Annotated in this window: 13 protein-coding genes; all 13 read right to left on the bottom strand. The window is 60.4% G+C overall.

Annotation, left to right across the window (positions count from 1 at the left end):
- The gene (locus tag VJZ71_02895) at window positions 1-1,122 is read right to left on the bottom strand and encodes a glycosyltransferase family 4 protein (GenBank protein HKQ47000.1); all 1,122 of its coding nucleotides are present in this window, start codon (window positions 1,120-1,122) and stop codon (window positions 1-3) included.
- 1 nt (window position 1,123) lies between these two features.
- Window positions 1,124-3,088: an asparagine synthase (glutamine-hydrolyzing) gene (asnB, locus tag VJZ71_02890; protein ID HKQ46999.1), complete on the bottom strand. Its 1,965-nt coding sequence runs from the start codon at window positions 3,086-3,088 to the stop codon at window positions 1,124-1,126.
- Window positions 3,031-4,170 carry a glycosyltransferase gene (locus tag VJZ71_02885; GenBank protein ID HKQ46998.1) on the bottom strand — a complete coding sequence of 380 codons (1,140 nt, stop codon included), beginning with the start codon at window positions 4,168-4,170 and terminating at the stop codon, window positions 3,031-3,033. Before VJZ71_02885 ends, asnB begins: the two co-directional genes overlap by 58 nt.
- Window positions 4,171-4,231: 61 nt before the next feature.
- On the bottom strand, window positions 4,232-5,380 hold the full coding sequence (locus tag VJZ71_02880) for an O-antigen ligase family protein (protein HKQ46997.1): 1,149 nt from the start codon (window positions 5,378-5,380) through the stop codon (window positions 4,232-4,234).
- 311 nt (window positions 5,381-5,691) lie between these two features.
- A complete protein-coding gene (locus VJZ71_02875) occupies window positions 5,692-6,924 on the bottom strand; it encodes an SGNH/GDSL hydrolase family protein (protein HKQ46996.1) in 1,233 nt (410 codons plus the stop codon).
- 31 nt (window positions 6,925-6,955) lie between these two features.
- A complete protein-coding gene (locus tag VJZ71_02870; GenBank protein HKQ46995.1) occupies window positions 6,956-9,667 on the bottom strand; it encodes a VCBS repeat-containing protein in 2,712 nt (903 codons plus the stop codon).
- Window positions 9,664-11,232 carry a lipopolysaccharide biosynthesis protein gene (locus VJZ71_02865; GenBank protein HKQ46994.1) on the bottom strand — a complete coding sequence of 523 codons (1,569 nt, stop codon included), beginning with the start codon at window positions 11,230-11,232 and terminating at the stop codon, window positions 9,664-9,666. The genes VJZ71_02870 and VJZ71_02865 overlap by 4 nt, the downstream gene beginning before the upstream one ends.
- Window positions 11,233-11,291: 59 nt before the next feature.
- Window positions 11,292-12,353 carry a sulfotransferase gene (locus tag VJZ71_02860; GenBank protein ID HKQ46993.1) on the bottom strand — a complete coding sequence of 354 codons (1,062 nt, stop codon included), beginning with the start codon at window positions 12,351-12,353 and terminating at the stop codon, window positions 11,292-11,294.
- Window positions 12,354-12,518: 165 nt separating this feature from the next.
- Complete coding sequence (locus VJZ71_02855) at window positions 12,519-14,174, bottom strand: lipopolysaccharide biosynthesis protein (GenBank protein ID HKQ46992.1); 1,656 nt, start codon at window positions 14,172-14,174, stop codon at window positions 12,519-12,521.
- 42 nt (window positions 14,175-14,216) lie between these two features.
- Window positions 14,217-15,161, bottom strand: coding sequence for an SDR family NAD(P)-dependent oxidoreductase (locus tag VJZ71_02850; protein HKQ46991.1), 945 nt, complete (start codon window positions 15,159-15,161; stop codon window positions 14,217-14,219).
- 242 nt (window positions 15,162-15,403) lie between these two features.
- A complete protein-coding gene (locus VJZ71_02845) occupies window positions 15,404-16,003 on the bottom strand; it encodes a transcription termination/antitermination NusG family protein (protein ID HKQ46990.1) in 600 nt (199 codons plus the stop codon).
- A complete protein-coding gene (locus VJZ71_02840) occupies window positions 15,990-16,943 on the bottom strand; it encodes a GDP-L-fucose synthase (GenBank protein HKQ46989.1) in 954 nt (317 codons plus the stop codon). Before VJZ71_02840 ends, VJZ71_02845 begins: the two co-directional genes overlap by 14 nt.
- Entirely contained in the window at window positions 16,943-18,073 is a 1,131-nt protein-coding gene (wecB, locus tag VJZ71_02835; protein HKQ46988.1) for a UDP-N-acetylglucosamine 2-epimerase (non-hydrolyzing), read from the bottom strand. Before wecB ends, VJZ71_02840 begins: the two co-directional genes overlap by 1 nt.
- Window positions 18,074-18,198 lie beyond the last annotated feature (125 nt).

The raw sequence follows: 18,198 nt of genomic DNA, 5'->3' as shown, positions 1-18,198 counted from the left end.
CTAAACTAGTCGCGCCGGCGACGTGCCGCCCCGGGCCAGGGATTCCAGTAAATCGAGGTAACGATCAATTCTCGCTCGATCCTCGGCCCTGAGTTCGGGCGAGGGACGCTCGTCCGGCCCGCGTCTTTGAAGGACCGTGCGGACTTTGGCCTCCATGTCGTCTATGTCGCGCGTGCGAAAGAGGATGGTCCCCGGCGGTCGCTCGACCGCATCACTCGCGATCGTCGGTATGCCAAAATACAGTCCTTCGCGGACGCTATTCGCGTCACCGTCGGTGTTGGTCGGCCGGATGAAGACGTCGGCCTCGGCGAGGACCGGTACGAAAACGCCGCTGCGGGTGTTGAAGAGCACCGCATCGCTGACGCCGCGGCGGCGTGCCTCCTCCCTCAATTTCTGAATGTAGTCGTCGTCGCCCGGCAAATGATTCCACATGCACGCAACGACGCCGATGTTGGGATAATCGGGCTTCAGCCGCGCCGCCAGTTCCAACAGGTGGTCCAATCCGTAAAGATCCTCGCCTCGATACCAATCGACCTTGCCATTCGCCGCAATAATCGGCCCGCGCCGATGAACGAAATCCAGAACCTCCGGATTCACCGCGTTTCCATCGGCCTGGGCATCCGCCGGCGGCAAGAATCCCGGAGACAAATGAAGTCGATCTGACGGAACACCCAACGAGCGGGCGGATTTCATCAACAAAGGGCTAACACAAACGACGGCCGTCATTCGGCGCAGGGCGAATCCGGCCAGGCGGCGGCGCCAACCCGATTGCGTGATCCAATCGGGCAGTGCCGCATTTCGCAGCCGGATCGCGACGCGTTTCCCCCGCAACATCACCATCAGCGCCGCCGCCACCCACGTCGTCAATCGATCGGACATCAGAAAGACCGCTCGCTCGCGGCTCGTGAAGGCGTAACGAATGATCCACGATCGGCGCTGAGAAAAGACCGACACGACGCGCCGCCCGTCGCCGAAGTCGCCCGTCGCATTGTACACGACGAAGCGAACGCCGCGGGCCTCCAGCAGCGGGCAGAGCCGCTGCACGTGCACCGCCACGCCTCCGTAGGGCGGCGGATATGAACCGAGGATCGCCAAATCGGGAGGTGGGGCGGCGGCGGTCAAATTAGTTCTCGCAGAGGTAAAACCGGCGCCACAGCGCGAGGTTCAGCAATTTATACAGCAAAAAGCCGTTGTTTCGCGTCCCCGCCAAGTGCTCTTGAAACGCCTGCTCCAGAGCGCGTGGCTCGAACAGCCCCCAAGACGTCGTCGCCGGATCCAAGAGGACCGATTTCGCGTACTCGGCCAGCGACCCGCCCATCCAGTCCTTGAACGGCACCCCGAATCCCGTTTTGGGGCCGTCGAGAATCTCGTCCGGCACGATGCCGCGCATGGCTTTTCGCAGAATCCACTTCTTCTGGCCGCGCTTGACCTTCATCGCCGACGGCAGCCCCATGACATACTGCGTCATTTCGGCATCGAGGAACGGCACTCGAACCTCAATACTGTGCGCCATCGTCGCGCGATCGACCTTTTCTAGAAACTGGTCGGTTAACAAAATCTGGCAATCGGCGTGGAGCATTCTCTGCACCGGATCGAGATGCCGCAGCCGCGCGTAGAGTTCTCTGTAACGCTCGAAGGGATCCAGCGTCGAAACGCGCTGCATCGCCTCTTTGGAAAGGACGCGCGTCGGCGGATCGTCAAACGGCTCCTCGGTCAGCATCAGCGCCATGCGCATCGCCGGGTCCGGGTCGCTCATCGCCCGGAAGAAGCGGGTGGCTCGATAATAGGTCGGGCCGCGGAAGATGAGCGCCGCCGCCGCCATCGCGGGACGCGACACGCCGCGCCAGAATCTCTCAAACGAAAGGACGTTATAGCGCCGATACCCCGCGAAGATCTCGTCCCCGCCGTCCCCTTGCAGGATCACTTTGACGGATCCCTTTAGTGCTTCGCAGAGCAGGTACAACGCGAGGTTGGCCGAATCGGCGAAGGGCTCGTCGTGGCAGCGCACCAGCCGCTCAATAATGTCGGGCATGTTCTTGCCCGCGATTCGAAGCTCCTGATGTTCGGTGCCGAATCGTTCGGCTACCCGCCGCGCCTTGGGAAGCTCGTTGATCCCGTGTTCCACATCAAAACCGACCGAGTAGGTCCGTAGCCGTCCCGAATGATGGCGCGAGGCCAGGGCCGTCACTGTCGATGAATCTATTCCGCCGCTCAGGAACACGCCTACCGGCACGTCGCTGATCAAATGACGCTCGACGGCCTTGTCCATCAGTTCGCGCACGCGGCCGGTCGCTTGCTCGATGTTGTCTGCAACGGCCGGGATGTCCTCCACTCTCCAATAGGCCGCGATGTTCAGTCCATTGCGATCCACGGTGAGGTACTCTCCCGCCAGAAGGCGGCGAATATTCTCGAAGAAGGTATGTGGCCCGAGCGGATTCCCATAGTACATGTATTCGGACAGTGCGTGCCAGTCCATCGTGCGCCGGGCCCGGCATGACGCCAGGATGGCCTTCATTTCCGAGCCAAAAACGATTCCGCCGGCGAACGCGTGATAGTAAAGCGGTTTGATCCCGAATCGATCGCGTACCAGGCAAATGCGCTGCTCGCGATCATCCCACAACGCGATGGCGAACATGCCGTTGAATCGGGAGAAAGCCGCGGATCCCCAGCGTGCGTACGCATTCAACGCCACTTCCGTGTCCGAGCGGCCGCGAAATCGGACCCCCTCCCCCTCCAACTCGCGCCGAATCTCCGGAAAGTTGTAGATCTCACCGTTGTAAGTAATTGTGTAACGGCCGTCATCCGTGGACATCGGCTGATGCCCGGTCGGCGACAAGTCGATGATGCTGAGTCGCGCCTGTCCCAGCCCCGCCGGCCCTTTCACCCAGACTCCGCTGTCGTCCGGTCCGCGATGCGATAGTGCGCGCACCATTTTCCCAACAACAGCTTCATCCGGTCCGCCGGACGCAAAATCAACGATGCCGCAAATTCCGCAAATAGTACTGATTCCAGTAGGGCGAGAAGTGATCGTCAGGACGTCGCGCCGGAAAAAGAGGCGCGTCGTTTTCGCTTGGACTCCGCAAAGCAACGTTCGTAAACGCCGTACAGATTATTCGCCATGGTGGGCATTTCAAATCGCGCGGCCACCGTTCGCCGGCCGTTTTCTCCCAGCCGCCGCCGATGGGCGGGATCTTCCAGTAACTCGATAATTTGTTGAGCCATCGCCTCGGCGTCGCCCATCGGCGTGATGTACCCCTCATGGCCGTCACTTACCAGTTCATCCGCACCGGCGTACCCGGTCGTGACGACCGGTATTCCCACCGCCATCGCCTCCAAGAGGGCGTTGGCAAGCCCTTCATAATGGGACGTGAGCACGGATATATCCGTCGCGGCGAGCAGTTCGGGAATATCCGCGCGGTTGCCCAGGAACAGAACGCTCCTGGCGATACTGATCACTTCAGCCTGCCGCTCGAACTCCGCGCGTTTTTCGCCGTCCCCAATGACAAGAAACCGGGTGTGGGGCAGCCGCTTGAGCACTCGCGATGCCATTTCAATGAACAGTCCATGGTTCTTCTGCGGTCGTATTGCCGCGAATATCGACACGACCCCGCAATGCGGGGGTATCCCCAGGCGATGTTTGGCTTCTTCGGGCGACAAAGGTGTTTGAAACGATTGCGGCTCTATCCCGTTTGGTACGACGAAGACCCGGTCCGGGTTCACGCCCAACTCGCGGACCAGCGACTCGGTCGTTGCCCGTGAGTTTACCACCCAGCCGTCGAGCATCCGGTTCGCGACTCGATGTCCGAGGCGGACCAACCCCGTATCGTCATATTCGCACCGAATGCCCCCCAGGACGACCGCCGCGCCGGCCCATCGTCCTGCGGGCGCGGCGTAAAGCGTCGGGCTGCTCTTGAACCCGTGCACAATATCGAAGCGGCCTCGCTTGAGGTGATTCTTCAGCCGCAGCAGATGGCCCCAATAAGCGCCGTCCTTGGGCAGGTACGTGACGCGGGTATCCTCCATGATCGCCGGGTCATAACCGTCTTCGATGCGATGGTAGTAGATCAACTCGACGTCCCGGCCGTGTCGCGTCAGTTCGCGCGCGGCGAACATGGCTTGTCGCTCGGCGCCGCCGCGAGCCAGCGAGTCCAGAACGATGGCGATTTTCATAACGACCAGGGAAAGGAACGAAGGGCGTCAAACGAATTCAATTGTTCTCTTCGTCGGGCCCTTAGGCCGTCGCGTAGGACGGACTCGCCGCGGCATACCTCTTGTTGAGACTCCAGACGTAGCCGAGTAATCCCCCGACGAGGGGCCAGGCGAGCCGATGGCTGTCCATCGAGACGACCGTGCTGAAAAACAGGTAGACCCAAAAGTGAGCCATAATAATATTCACCATCGTCTTGTCGGGCTTCGGAAGCGGCAGTCTTCGAGTTCTCTGCAGAATCCGGAAGAACGCAAACTGCGCTCCATAGTACAGCAGGAATCCGGGAATGCCGGTGCATGACAGGGTTTCCGATACTGTCGAATGCGAATAATGTCCCTTACCCCCCGCGCCGACTCCCAAGCGCGCCATCGCGAATCCTCCTAATCCCAATCCGAAAACTGGGTGTTGTGCCGTGCTCTCAATCGCCCGGAAAAAGTATTCAACGCGAGGCTCCTTTTCGAGGTTCTCCCTGCTGGAGAAGACCTCCTGTAGTCGGTAGAAAAACGGCAGTTTGGCCACGAAATACGCGCTGGCCGCCACAAGGAAGAGCGATAAGAACACCAGGAGCACCCGGCGCCCGGCACTGGCCGCCCCCGCGTTTCTGAAGTGGAAGAAGTACAACGCCGTGGCGAAGGTCACCGTCCCCAGCATCGCCGTCCGCGACCCGGACGCCGCAATGATATAGAGGGCGGCGACTCCGAATCCCAGGGAGACGACCCGCACGAAGGTGTTCTTGTAGCCCATGACACAGGCGGTTACGCCCACCAGCGTAATCACACCGAATTCGCCAAGATCGTTGGCATTGGCCAGGAGGGTGGTCCCCGCACGCACGTCTTTGGCTCCCTTTTCGCCGGCGAATTCGATGGAGTGGACGATCGCATCAATGCCCTGGTACAACACGATCAAGCTGGCAAATCCAAGAAGAAAGTAACAGAACAACACGTCGCGCCGCGTCTGAACGCATTGAAGGCAGATCCAGGTCACGCCCGCCACCTTTGCGAGCGTCGTGATGAGCATGGTGAAAAAAGTCAGTTCCGCCGTGACAAAAAGTCCGGTCACCGCCCAAACGGCAAACAGAAGGTAGAGCGAAATGGGCCAAACCCAGCGAATCTCCTGGCCTTTAATGAAGAGCCCTACGACCAGCCAGCAGACCCCCAGGACGACGCCGACCACTTGGGGAATCCAAGACGCCTCCAAAACCGCGGAACTTAGTGTAGCAACTGAGACCAGGTAGACGGCGGTAAGAAACCCAAGAAAAGTCGGGAGTCTCCCCTCGGCGGGACCGTGAGTCTGACTCGCTGAAGAAAGTACGAACGGCGAGAGCACTTCGCGGCGCACGCGCGGCGCACGATAGAGATTCGCCGGCGCCGGCGGCACAATATTATTCGAGGACGTCATCGCAAATACCTGTAAAGGTCGTCGGCCGAGTCAGACGGCAAAGATAAACGGGAATTCCCACCTCCGACAGCGCCCGCATTCTAGCCTCAGCGATGGGGGCTTTCCGCCGGGGCCGGCGGCTGCGACCGCTCCCCGTCCGGCCCGCTGATAATGTGCTCGACGAGTCCCGCCATTGCCCTGGCGGCCGCGGCATGACCCAATTCGTTGAAATGATCGTCGTCCGAAAAATTATGGGGGCGACCCGTGGATTTCACTTCGTCCACCAGCGCCGTCGTGAAATCCAGATACGGGATCTTCAATCGGGCAGCCATGGGTTCCAGAAAGTCGCGACCCATCTCGAAGATCCGTTGATCGAGGCAGTACGGATCATTTTCCTTCGTCATCGGCTGATAGGCAGGCCCGCCCTCCGCCGCCTCGATCTCGGGCAGATTCCCCCGATACACCACTACCAGCGTCGCGCCGCGCGCCTGGCAATCAGATTGCGCGGCTGACAAGAGGCGCTCCACGAGCAGCCAGCTCATCTTTCCGCGCTCGTCCTGACTCATTCCTATGCCGGGAAACTGGTCCTCACGCGTGTCGTCCGACGCCTCTCGAAGCGTGACGCCACCCGGACCCGTTGCGCGACGGGGACTCAACAGGCGATTTTGAATGAGCGTGTATCGCGCCAACGCGAACTTTGCGGCGAACCTTCGCAACCCCGAAGGGGCCCAGGGCGTCATCGGCATGCGCTCCAGCTCCCCGGAGGCGTCAAGTCGATAGCGCGCGTAGGCTGAATCGATCGGACTCAGATAGGGTGACGCGTCGTAGACGTCGTTTGACGTAAAAAACACGATCACCACATCGGGCGCATAATCGAGTGCGTAGTGGCGAATGATCTGGTATTCCTGCGCCGTTCCGTAGCCGGACACCCCGAAGGGATAGCACTGCACGGGACGACCCGGTCGCGAAAGCAGGCGCTCCAACACCACGGCCATTTGCTTGTCGCAATTCACTTGCAGCGCCTCAACGTAGGAGTCTCCAACAATGCAGACGCGCCGCGTCCCGGCGGGCCGCGCAAATGAAAAGTCATCGGGATAGTTCCAACCCTGCGTATTGAAATGGTAACGGGCGCGTACCGACGCCCCGCTAAAATAATTTCCCGCCTGATTGGGAAGCCGCCGTGGACCCACTACCGGATCCCAGAACTGAAAAGGCACGTCCGTGACAGGTACAAACAACCGTAGCACGGCCTCCGACAGCGCCAGTGCCACGACGCACGCCAGCAGAATCGCCGCTAGCGCGAAGCGGCGGCGCGACCGCCTCAGACGTCGAGGGCCCATGCGGCCAGAATCACCGGACTGTCCCACTGCGTCAGAATTGTCCATGAAATTCGATGATTCGAAACGCTCCGGCCGGTACGATAAGCGCGATCAACCCCGCATTGACTTCCAACGGTGTCCCACTCATCAGATCCACGACCTTGTTCACACGCAAGCCTGTTCGGACGCGTATCGAGACGGCCCGATCGGCAGGATTCAGAAATCCCGTATCAACCAGCGTGGCCCGTAAGATATCGGGGCCGAGTTTTTGGACCTGCATGAACACCGCGCCTTCCACGCGGAGCGGGAGGTCGAGAGCGCTTTGTTCAAAACTCTGCAGGACGCTCGACCGTGCCTCGAGCCCCGACCGCCTTTCCGTCCCCTCAAACCACCATCGTCCGTCCGTCTCCCAGTCGCTTTTTGCCCAACTGCATCGGCTCCGTTCGACACTTTGTGGAACGAGGGCAGGGATTCCGAAGGGCGTACTGGGTATGAATCCGGCGGCGTGACGTTCAATTCCAAGCAAATAGCCCCCGACATAAGACGGTCGCACGGGCGCTGCGCCCCGGTGGCATGCGAGCCCCTCGAAGGGCGATTCATTCTCCTCCCGATCGGGTACGAACGAATCATGGCCGTGGATATTGAAGGCTTCTTTCGTGAATCTCTCATTGGGCTCGCGCATTCGGAGCATCACCGGCGAGATTCCCGCCATGTCGCTCGGCACCGGGGGGATGAGTAAGCCCTTGCCCAACATATGAATAATCAACTCCGCGGATTCCGCACCGATGACGGAGAAGCCACCGCGCCGGCCCCATTCGTACGACTGTAACGGAAGCATGTATTCGTAATAGCGAGCCCCCAGGAGCCCTTGCACGATCTGCCGCCGCAGGAACGGGTGCCCGGTGGTGGGCGCCTCCCACTCCCATTGGCGATTCCAGCACATCTCATCGAGAATGGTCCGGGCTGACATTTCGGCGCAACCCGATAGATACAATCCCAGCCGACCCATCAGATTCAATTCCGGAGAGCGTGAATTGCTGTCTTCCACGCTCATCACGAGCACATCCCGATACGTTCCGTCGAACAGGCTGCGAAATCGTTTCATGGCGGGGACCGTAGCCCACCACGCATGTTTCTCCACCAGAACTCCCTTCTTGCCCGTGCGCCTGCAAATCTCCATCAGCGGCATCCAGTAATCCAACAGGAAATGAGCAACCTGTTCTTCATTGCCGTCATCCTCGCTGCTGAGAAACCCCAGACACGACTTGCGGCCTTCGGTGGCGATCGTTTCCACCAGATCCAGCGGGATCCACGGAAGACACCCGTGGGCGACCGTGAAGATGAATGGCACTTCGGCCTTTTCACATTTCCTGACGACCTCAATGAGCTGAGCGGATGAAATGGAATGTCCGCCGGTCGACCCGTCACTGGGAAAACCCGGGACGGGCTTCTCCACATTCGCCGATACGTTGATCGCAAACACGCAATTGGGATAGGGAAGAACCCGGCGGTAATGGGCGATCAATTGAAAAAAAGAATCTAACTGGGGCGCGGTGGCGACGCTTCCGAATCCCACGACTTGCACGTAGCGCGGCCCGGCCGGCGCGGAACCGCGATAGTCCATGATCTGATTTCGGATCCGGTCGAGATCATCCGTGATCCGCTGCATCCTTCCTTCGCGTCGCAGCGCCTCAAACGATTTTTCCCACCCCTTCTCCAACCGGACACGATAAACTCGATCATCCCCGTTCGACGACGAAGAGAGAAAGACCGATGATCCGGCGGTTCCGGGTTCTTCCTGGCACAGGTTCGTGAAAGAGACGGGGGCGGCGGCTTTCGCCCACGATCGCCCCGATCGATCGATGAGAAAGAGGTAGCGACCGTCCAGCGCCACGACCTGACGTCCCATGGGCCCGCCCAAATTGCACAAGGCGACTGCGGTGTGGCCCATGGTGCCGCCGTCCGACGAGCCGATATCCTCGGACGTTTCCCAACGGAGCGATCCGTCCCCGGACAGTACTCGAACGCCCGGACGGCGATCGTTTCCCGTCCCGAAGATCAGTTCGCAAGGCCCATCACCCTCCAGGTCCCCGATGACCAGCGAATGCGCAAACCAGATCCCTGGCCTCGCGCCCGGCGTCGATTCGCGACGCAAATCTCTCCGCCACCATTCCGTCCCTTCCGGCCAGCGGAGGGCCTGTACTTCTCCGCTCCAGCTCGCGACCACCAACTCCGGCCGTTGATCGCCGTCCAGATCGCCGCTGCGAATCAATCGAATTGGTTTGAACCAGGGAATCGTCTTTTCCAGCCGCCCCGATGCATCGACGACATAGAGCTTGCGATCGACGCCTCCGGTAACGACGCGCACCCCGCCGGGCGCACGAATCACCGCAACTTGATACAGCGGCGCCGCTGCCTCCATAGTCCATCGCAACGACCCCTGTGACCCCACGCAGCTTAATCGGCCATCGGCCGAGGCGACCAGGACTTCGCACTTTCCGTCGTCGTCCACGTCGACGACGGCAAGATCGTACGGAAACGCCCGCGTTTCATATTTCCACCCTGCGGTTGCGTCGGAGGTCGATTGGCAACAGACGGCGCCGTCGTAACAGGCGTACACGATCTCGGTCGCCGAATCGCCGATCACGTCTCCGCTCGCGATGTGCCAGGCATTGCCTCGAGCGGGTAGGGATTCCGCCAGTCCCTGGCCCAGCGCCGGAGGGCCTGCGAGGAGGACCGACAGCCACATCGCCCGTCCGCTCATGACTCGCGCTCCGCGGCGCGTACGGTCGACTCGAGCGTCGGCATCAAACGGTTCTTCGCGCGGCCAGCGAAGGAGTGCAGCTTTGCCCGTTCTTCGCGGTTGAATCCAATCGTCAGAGCCAACACCAGAAAAACCAGTTCTCCCGCCGCCGTCGCGGCGATGAGCGGCCACCAGCTCTCCGTGCCGAGCCGATTCGACATCAGCCAGGTCACGATGCCGCCTACAACGCCGATCGCGAGGGGACGCCCGAGAACTTCCTTAACGGCCCGGAACCAGCCGATCTTCAGGACGGATGAGGCAATGAAGAAGAGCGTCATTCCCCCGATGAATTGCATGCCGAACACGCAAGCCGCCGATCCCTCCAGGCTCTGCCCAATCCACTGTAAGTAACCCGCGGCCAGAAGAATCGCCAAGGCTCCTCTGGCAAAGACCACCAGCCCGGTGATCCTTACGCGGCCCAGGCCTAACAACACTTGTTGGGAAGTGAGCGCAGGAGAGAGTGGAATCTGCACAACCAGTAACATGTACAGCAGCCAGTCCAGCCCCTTGAACTCCGCACCCAACCAAAGCTCCAGAAACGGCGCTGCGATCATCAGCGGCACGCCGCAGATCATCACCGCCATCATCGCCGAGTATTTCGCGCCGGACAGGAAGAGCTTGGCGATATTCTGATCGTGTCCAAGGGCTTCGAGATTACTGACAGCCGGCGTCAGGACGCCGGCCACGTTGTAAATCAAGGTCCACAACAGCGTGCGAATGGTCAGAACGGCGGCGAGTCCTCCGAGCGCCCCCATTCCCAACTGCTTGCCGACCAGGATCGTGAACCCCTGGGTCACCAGCGCGTTGCCGATCACCACGAATAGCGTCGCCGCCGCGAACTTTCCGACACGTCGCACAGTCGCGCGATCGACCTGGCTGAATGATTCCGAAATTCCCGGCCTCAATCGTCGAAGCGATCCGCGGCACAGAATATTCGTGAGCCAAAGCGCCGCGAACAGGGACCCGGCGAATAGACTGATGCTGCCGTACCCCGCCCAGAACAGCCCCATCACGATGACGATCCGCACCAGCGTCGTGCTCCCGCTGAACAAACCGATCAAGTCGTAACGCTGCATCGCTCCCAGCGTCTTCTGGTAGCAAACCCACGGATACCCCACGACCATGTAGGCTGCCAAGAGCCAACACGTCAACGTAGCATCCCCCTCGAAACCAAGTTCCTTGTGCGCATCTCCCGTTAGCCAGTCCTTGATCGCCAGGATGACCAACGCCCCCAGGGCCCCGATGGCCGCGAACGCCAACAGCCCGGTATTGAATGTCCGCCCGAATTGTTCCCGATCGTCGTCCGCAAGCAACGGTGGGAGTTGGCGCTCCAGGGCGCGGCCCACGGTGTTGGCTAAAAGGTCAAACACCCCCAGTGCAGCGAGGATCATGGTGGCCAGACCGAACCCACTACGCCCCAGGCCATTGATGACCACCGGCACCATGACCAGATTGGCCACGATACCCAGTGCCGTCAGCCCGTAGTTCGAGATGACGTTGATGATAATCCGGTCAGCCAGCCTCACGGGGCCTCACTTCCAATCAGGCATGGTAAGAGGAGCGATTCCGGAACGATTGACGCAGTCTAGGCGCTGACGTTCGGGGTGGAGGGACTTTGGGCGGGGCCGCGTATCGACCGAATCACGCGATGAACGCGCAATGCGATCGGAAAAACTCCGCGCCAACAAGGGACGTATTGCATCCACCAAAGCAGCCTTCGGGTCCAGGGAATGCCCACGACCTCGGTGTCGGGATAGCCCCATTCGCGAAGCGTTCGGCCCATGTAGAAATTGAGCCTGGCGATCAGTTCACGATCTTCACACTTCCTCCACGCTTCTACGCGTGTCGGATCGGGGCCTTCCCTGGCCTTACCCTTCCAGGCCAATTCGTAGGTCGGAACCGTCGTCGATCCTCCCCCCGTCTCGATCTGCGCCGGCTCGAACTGCTCGCCGATGAACGCGCACAAGCGGCGCATTTCCCGTTCCGGTTCGCGCATGAGATCGGTGTACCTCACCAGTGTAAATCGATCCGGCGGGAGTCTCCGTTGCAGCTTTCCCGCCAGGCGCGCAAAGGCAATCCATTGCCGACAAAGCACGTTCCACCTTTTCAGCCCCCACGCCGCGCTGATGGAGCGTACGACGTCGCGCCCGTCGCGGATGATGCAGATCACCTTGGCCTCGGAATATTCCCGCAGAATTTCATCGACGGCATACAGATGATCGCACGTCTTTTCCCCCGAACGACGCTTTCCCTCCTTGGCCGCGTGCGTTTCCAACAATGCACGAAAAAGGTAACTGTAGGTCGCGGGATATTGGCGAAACCGTTCGATGGCATCCTCGAAACGAACGCCGGTCAAGCGAATATAGAAATCGTCGCACGCCCTGGACAGGAGTTGCTCGTGCGTCATCGGGAGTCGGCGGAGGCGATCCGAACGCGCAAACTTCCTGAAGAATTCGGTCTCCGAAGGCACGGCCAGCGCGGAGTGCCGATCGAACATCACGGCCAACGCGGTCGTCCCTGAACGCTGACAGCCGACGATGAAAAACGGTTGAAATGCCTCGGCCCGGACGCCTTCCGTCGCCCGGCGTTTTGGCGGTCCGAGACCTTGTCCTCGCCCATCCATGAGGCGGACTTGCCCTTGATCCATCAACGAATTTCTCACGCGATCATCCCCCTTAGTTACTTGATATCCTAACGGAATGCGATCTTCAGTTCGATGAGGCGCGCTTTTTTTTGTCCGCGGGAACGCCAACGGGCCACCAAGCGCCGACTTCCTGAACGCGAAGTGTGCGTCTGCTCCCGGAATCGCACACTAGTCCACATGCGAAGTTGGGCCGTTTCCGCCGGGTGATTCTCCCGGTCGAAGTAGCCGCTGAATTCCCGAACGGGCCGCAGCCAGGAACGAAATGATCCGCTGCCATTCCTCAACGCCGACCCCCGCGATCAGCACCAGGGAGACAAATACCGCCTCACCGCTGGCCACGCTCACGCCGATCTTCCACCACGTATCGTCGCCGACCGCGAGCAGCACGAAATACGTCACGGCAGCGCCCAGTAACGCAATAGCAAACGGGCGAAGAAGTGTTTTTCGCAAGGCCTGGGCCCACGGCACACCGGTCACCGAACACCCCTGAAGCATCAAGACGATTCCCCCGATCCCCTGCGCGCCGAACATGATGATACACGCCCCGGTCAGGCCTTGCTGGAAAGACACGACATAGACAAAGGCCGCGATCAGGCCCACGAAACTTCGTAGAAACTGAATCGGACCGCACACGGAGGCCTTGCCCAATCCGTAAAGAACATGCATGGCGGGATTGCCCATGCAGAAGGGAATCAGCGCAATGAGCAGGAAGCAAAAAAGGGTATCGCGCCGGGCGAAGGCGGGGCCCAGCCACAGATTCAGAAAGGGCTTGGACACCGCCAGCGGAACCACGGCCATTGATAGGGCGACCAGAATGGATACCTTGGTCCCCGAAACCAGCAACTTCGCGACGTTGACGCCCTTTCCCTGCACGTCCAGCGCGCTCACCGCCGGGGCGAAGGCCAGCGTCAGTTCGTCCACCAGTCGAAAAATCGTCGTCTGAAGCGTCATGATTGCGGCAAACTCGCCAAGTTCGTGCAATCCGATCGCCTTCCCCACGAAGATTCGATATCCGTGGCCCCCAATGATCTCGCCGAGGGTGCCCAGAATCGTCGCCAGTGCAAACGACCCCATGACCCAAAGTGTCCTTCGATCGACCAGCCGCGGCGAAAACACCAGGTCGGGAAGGCATCGATGCAGTTGCCGACGGCAGATCCAATTGGAGAGGAGCAGGCCCAGAAGCTGAGAAGCGACAAAGAACGTCACGCTCCCATAGCCCAATACGAAAACGACCATGACGACAACCATCCGCAGCACGGTGATGGTGCCGTGGGCCAGGTTCATCAGATCGAATCGTTGGATCGATTCGAGACCCCTTCGATATGCCCATAACGGAAAGCCCAGGAGGAGCCAGACGGCGAGCACGTGAAAGGCCAGCGCTCCATCCTTGATCAATTGCGGACGGACGTCGTCGCCCCCCAGGAGAACCCCGGAAAATGCCTGAACGAACAGCGCTCCCATCACCCCGATGAGAACATAGCCGCAAACCCCCGTTGAAAAAACACGATGCAGATTGCGATGATCCGGTTCGGCCAGGCTCATCGGGATAAATCGGTGCAGCGCGCGCCCAAAGGAGCCCGCCAGCGTCTCGAACACGCCGAAGGGCGCCAACACGATTGCCGCGACACCGTATCCCGCCTGACCCAGATGCCGAACGACGATCGGCGTCATTACCAGCGCCGCGATCATCGACACGAACGTCAACGCGTAATTCGACAGCGTGTTGACGATCAGCCGATTGGCCTGCCCCATGGAGAGGCCCACCACCCGCGGTCCGACCATGGCCGGGGCGATCGCTTCCGATTGTGGAGTTGCATCCGACATCTGATGAAGTGAGGTTCGCGCTCCTCTGACGTACCCGCGCGATCAGCGATTCGCGCGGAACCACTCGACAAACCGTGCCAGTCCTTCGGCCAGCGCCGTCCGCGGCTCATAGCCGATCTCCGCTCGCGCCCGCGCGATGTCCGCGTACGTCCGCTCGACGTCGCCCGGCTGCGGGGGTAAGCGCTGAATTACGGCCCTTTTGCCCAATGCGGTCTCGATGGCCGCAATCAGATCGGATAGGGAGACTGGCTGAGATTCTCCCAGATTATAAATATGATACCCGCTGCACCGCTCAATTGCACGCAGAACTCCCGAAACGATGTCCCCAATATAGGTATGGTCCCGCATCATGCTTCCGTCGCCGAAGACGGGAATTGGTCTGCCCTCCTCGATCAGTCGCGTAAACTTATGAATCGCCAGGTCCGGTCGCTGCCGGGCGCCGTACACGGTGAAGAAGCGGAGGCAGGTGATGTCCATTCCGAACAAGTGATGGTAGGTATGACACATCAACTCGCCGGCCTTTTTGGTGGCCGCATAGGGCGAAATGGGGTGATCGACGTTGTCGGACTCGCTGAAGGGGACCTTGGAGTTGTTCCCATAAACACTGGAACTGCCCGCGAAGACCATGCGCCGGACACCGAATTTCCGCATGGCCTCGAGAATGACGCAAGTCCCGTGGACATTGACGTCCTGATACAAGAGCGGTTGCTCGATGGAGGGTCGTACGCCGGCCCGAGCCGCCAGGTGCACCACCATGTCCACCCCGCGAACGGCGTTCTCAACCGCTTCGGTATCCCGAATATCGCCCTCTATCAACGAGAATCGGGGATTTTCGGTGCAAGTTGTGAGGTTTCGGCGTTTCACCGCCGGTTCGTAAAACGAATCAAACGAGTCCAACCCCACGACGCGCCACCCCGCCGCCAGCAACGCTTCGCAAAGGTGAGACCCAATGAACCCTGCGGCTCCAGTGACTAATGCCGTCGCCATTTGGCTACCTCCGGGCAGACTCCGTCCCCGTCAGCCGTCGTCGGGCGGCTGTCAGAATTCCTTGTCATTGCAGGAGTTACGCAAAGAAACCCTGCAAATTAAGCCCCCATGATATCGGTTATCCCCCACATGCACTACATCATCGAAACCGGCATCGACAGGCGCGCAACTTTTTACTATTACGCACGTTGCGCCGCTCGGTTCGTTCAGTTAGTGATCACTTCAGGGGCGGTCTGACGCAGTCAGAGGCGCGATTCGCCGACGGGCTCGAGTTGATGGGCCGATACTTCAACACTGATCGACTGACCCAACATCTCGACGTTCAGGACCAGCCGAAGTTTGGAGCGCCTTGCGGAAATGACTCCTTCGACGCCGACCAATGGGCCCTCCATCACCCGCGCTGCCTGACCCACCTGAATCTCGCGATGCCAGCGTACGTCCACCCCCGCCAAGAGCGCCTGATGGACCTGTCGCAATTCGGTAATCAACCGATCTTGCGCGGTCACGGCCAAAACGTTTGCGATGCGATGCGTGGCCAGTGCCCGATGACGCTGCTCCTCCCGACCGTTGAAAAACAGATAGCCCGGAAAGACCGGAAGCAGGCTGCGCGAGATCCGCCGCGTCTTTCGGCTGCGCGTCTCCCGCTTCCGCAGCGGTAGATAATGAAAAATCCCGAGCTTTGACAAGTCGGCCGCCAGCGCCTTTTCATTGCGCGGCTTTGTGTGCGCAACCCACCATGAGCCGGGAAGATTGTCCGGTATCGCCTCGACCGGCAAGACGGCGTCGGGATCTTGTGCAACGACGAGCGGACTCAAGTCGGATTCTACCTCAACGGGCGTCATGGCCCCGCGATGACTGATACCATTCGACGGTGCGCCGTAAACCTTCGTCCAAGTCGATCTCCGCGGTGAACCCCAACCGCTCCCTCGCCCGCGAACAATCCAGGCAGCGCCGGGGCTGGCCGTCCGGTTGCGTGGGGTCCCACACGATTTGCCCTTCGTACCCCACGAGCTGTTGGATCTTTGTTGCCAGATCGCGAATCGTAATTTCGCTGCCCGATCCAATGTTGATCGGCTCCGCTTCATCATAGCGCTCCGCCGCGAGGAGGATCGCCCGCGCACAATCCTCGACGTAGAGGAATTCCCGGCTCGCCGTCCCCGTCCCCCAGACGTCCACCTTCTTCTCGCCCCGCGCCTTGGCCTCTACGAACTTGCGAATCAACGCCGGAATCACGTGACTCGACGCCAGATCGAAGTTATCGCCCGGACCATAGAGATTCACCGGCAACAGGTACACGCCGTTGAAACCATATTGCGCACGATACGCCTGCAACATGACCAGAAGTGCCTTCTTGGCGACACCGTAGGGCGCATTCGTCTCTTCGGGATAACCGGCCCAAAGGTCCTCCTCCTTGAACGGGACCGGCGTATGCTTCGGATAGGCGCAGACCGTCCCGATCTGCACGAATTTCTTCACGCCCGCTTGTCGCCCCCGTTCGATTAGGTGCATCCCCATCGCCAGGGTCGCGTAAAAAAACCGCCCCGGGTTTTCGCGATTCGCCCCGATACCCCCGACCTCCGCCGCCAGGTGAATCACCACTGTCGGCTTGAAATCCGCGTACATCCGCGCGACCTGGTACGATTTCGTCAGGTCATACTCCGTCCGCCGTGGGATGGCGATCTGATCCGGCGAGACGCCCGCCGCGAAGAGCTGCGCATATACCTGTTGCCCGAGAAACCCCGCCCCGCCGGTCAGGACGATTCGCTGTCGTGTCAGGTCCATCAAATAGGTCCAATCGGTCTTATACGACTTATATTCAAGAACACTTGCGCGATTCGCTCCGCCGCATTGCCGTCCCACAACGCCGGTCGTTTCGCGTCTCCTGAATCGCGACCCCTGAACCGCGCCAATTGGTCACGATAGGCGGCCACAATCGCACCGGTCTCCGGACTCGTCAGCCGGTTGGTGCCCTCGGTGATCGTCACGGGTCGTTCCGTGTTCAACCGGAGTGTAAGGCACGGCACGCCCAGAATGGTCGTCTCCTCTTGCACCCCACCCGAGTCGGTCAGGACGATCGCCGAGTCGGCCATCAACTTGAGAAAATCGAGATACCCCAGCGGCTCCGGCGTCGTCAGTCCCGAAATCGCCGTCATCCGCTTCTCCAGATCCATCGCCCCGATGTTCTTTCGCGTCCGCGGGTGCATGGGAAATACGATCGCCATCTCGCGCGCGATCTGCTCGAAGGCGCCCAGGATCGAACCCAGCGTCGCCGGATCGTCCACGTTGCTTGGTCGGTGGAGCGTCACGACGGCATACCGCGTGCGTTCCAACGTCATGGCCTCGAGGATCTTCGATTGATCCGCCCGGGCGCGATGCCGCATCAGCGTATCGATCATCACATTGCCCACGAAATGCACTTTCTCGTCGGCCACCCCCTCGCGCTTCAAGTTCTCCACCCCGCTCGGTTCGCTCACCAGTAGCAGATCCGAGATCGAGTCCGTCAGCAGCCGATTGATCTCCTCCGGCATCGTCCGATCAAAGCTCCGCAGCCCCGCCTCCACGTGCGCGACCTTGATGCCGAGCTTGCACGCCACCAGCGCGCAGGCGATCGTGCTGTTCACGTCGCCCACCACGACGACCCAGTCCGGCCTGTGCTGCAGGACGACCGGCTCGAATCGGCGAATAATCTCCGCCGTCTGGGATGCATGGCTGCCGGACCCCACCTCAAGATTGATGTCCGGCTCGGGGATGCCCAAGTCCGTGAAGAAGAGCTTGCTCATCTTCTCGTCGTAGTGCTGGCCGGTATGGACCAGGATCGTTTCGATTCGCCCCGTCTTCGCAAAGGCGTCCACCAGCGGCGCGATCTTCATGAAATTCGGCCGCGCCCCGCAAACACACATCAACTTCAGCATGAAATAGGTCCTATCGGTCCTATTGGACTTATTCTCCTCGACCATCCTCGACGCCGCCATCAGTTTACGACACTTCGACCTCATCCGCATCATGACTACGCCTCGCCTTCCCTTCGCGTTCTCGG

It is taken from the genome of Phycisphaerae bacterium (genome assembly GCA_035275405.1).
In the GTDB taxonomy this organism is placed as follows: domain Bacteria; phylum Planctomycetota; class Phycisphaerae; order UBA1845; family UTPLA1; genus DATEMU01.
Note: the sequence above shows the minus strand (reverse complement) of the source record. Positions and strands in the feature narration are given on the sequence as shown.

Excerpts from the sequence above, each read along its gene's own strand:
- VJZ71_02885 (HKQ46998.1), bottom strand. The coding sequence starts at position 4,170 with ATGAAAATCGCCATCGTTCTGGACTCGCTGGCTCGCGGCGGCGCCGAG.
- VJZ71_02875 (HKQ46996.1), bottom strand. The coding sequence starts at position 6,924 with ATGGGCCCTCGACGTCTGAGGCGGTCGCGCCGCCGCTTCGCGCTAGCG.
- VJZ71_02870 (HKQ46995.1), bottom strand. The coding sequence starts at position 9,667 with ATGAGCGGACGGGCGATGTGGCTGTCGGTCCTCCTCGCAGGCCCTCCG.
- VJZ71_02860 (HKQ46993.1), bottom strand. The coding sequence starts at position 12,353 with ATGGATCAAGGGCAAGTCCGCCTCATGGATGGGCGAGGACAAGGTCTC.
- VJZ71_02855 (HKQ46992.1), bottom strand. The coding sequence starts at position 14,174 with ATGTCGGATGCAACTCCACAATCGGAAGCGATCGCCCCGGCCATGGTC.
- VJZ71_02850 (HKQ46991.1), bottom strand. The coding sequence starts at position 15,161 with ATGGCGACGGCATTAGTCACTGGAGCCGCAGGGTTCATTGGGTCTCAC.
- VJZ71_02845 (HKQ46990.1), bottom strand. The coding sequence starts at position 16,003 with ATGACGCCCGTTGAGGTAGAATCCGACTTGAGTCCGCTCGTCGTTGCA.
- VJZ71_02840 (HKQ46989.1), bottom strand. The coding sequence starts at position 16,943 with ATGGACCTGACACGACAGCGAATCGTCCTGACCGGCGGGGCGGGGTTT.
- wecB (HKQ46988.1), bottom strand. The coding sequence starts at position 18,073 with ATGCTGAAGTTGATGTGTGTTTGCGGGGCGCGGCCGAATTTCATGAAG.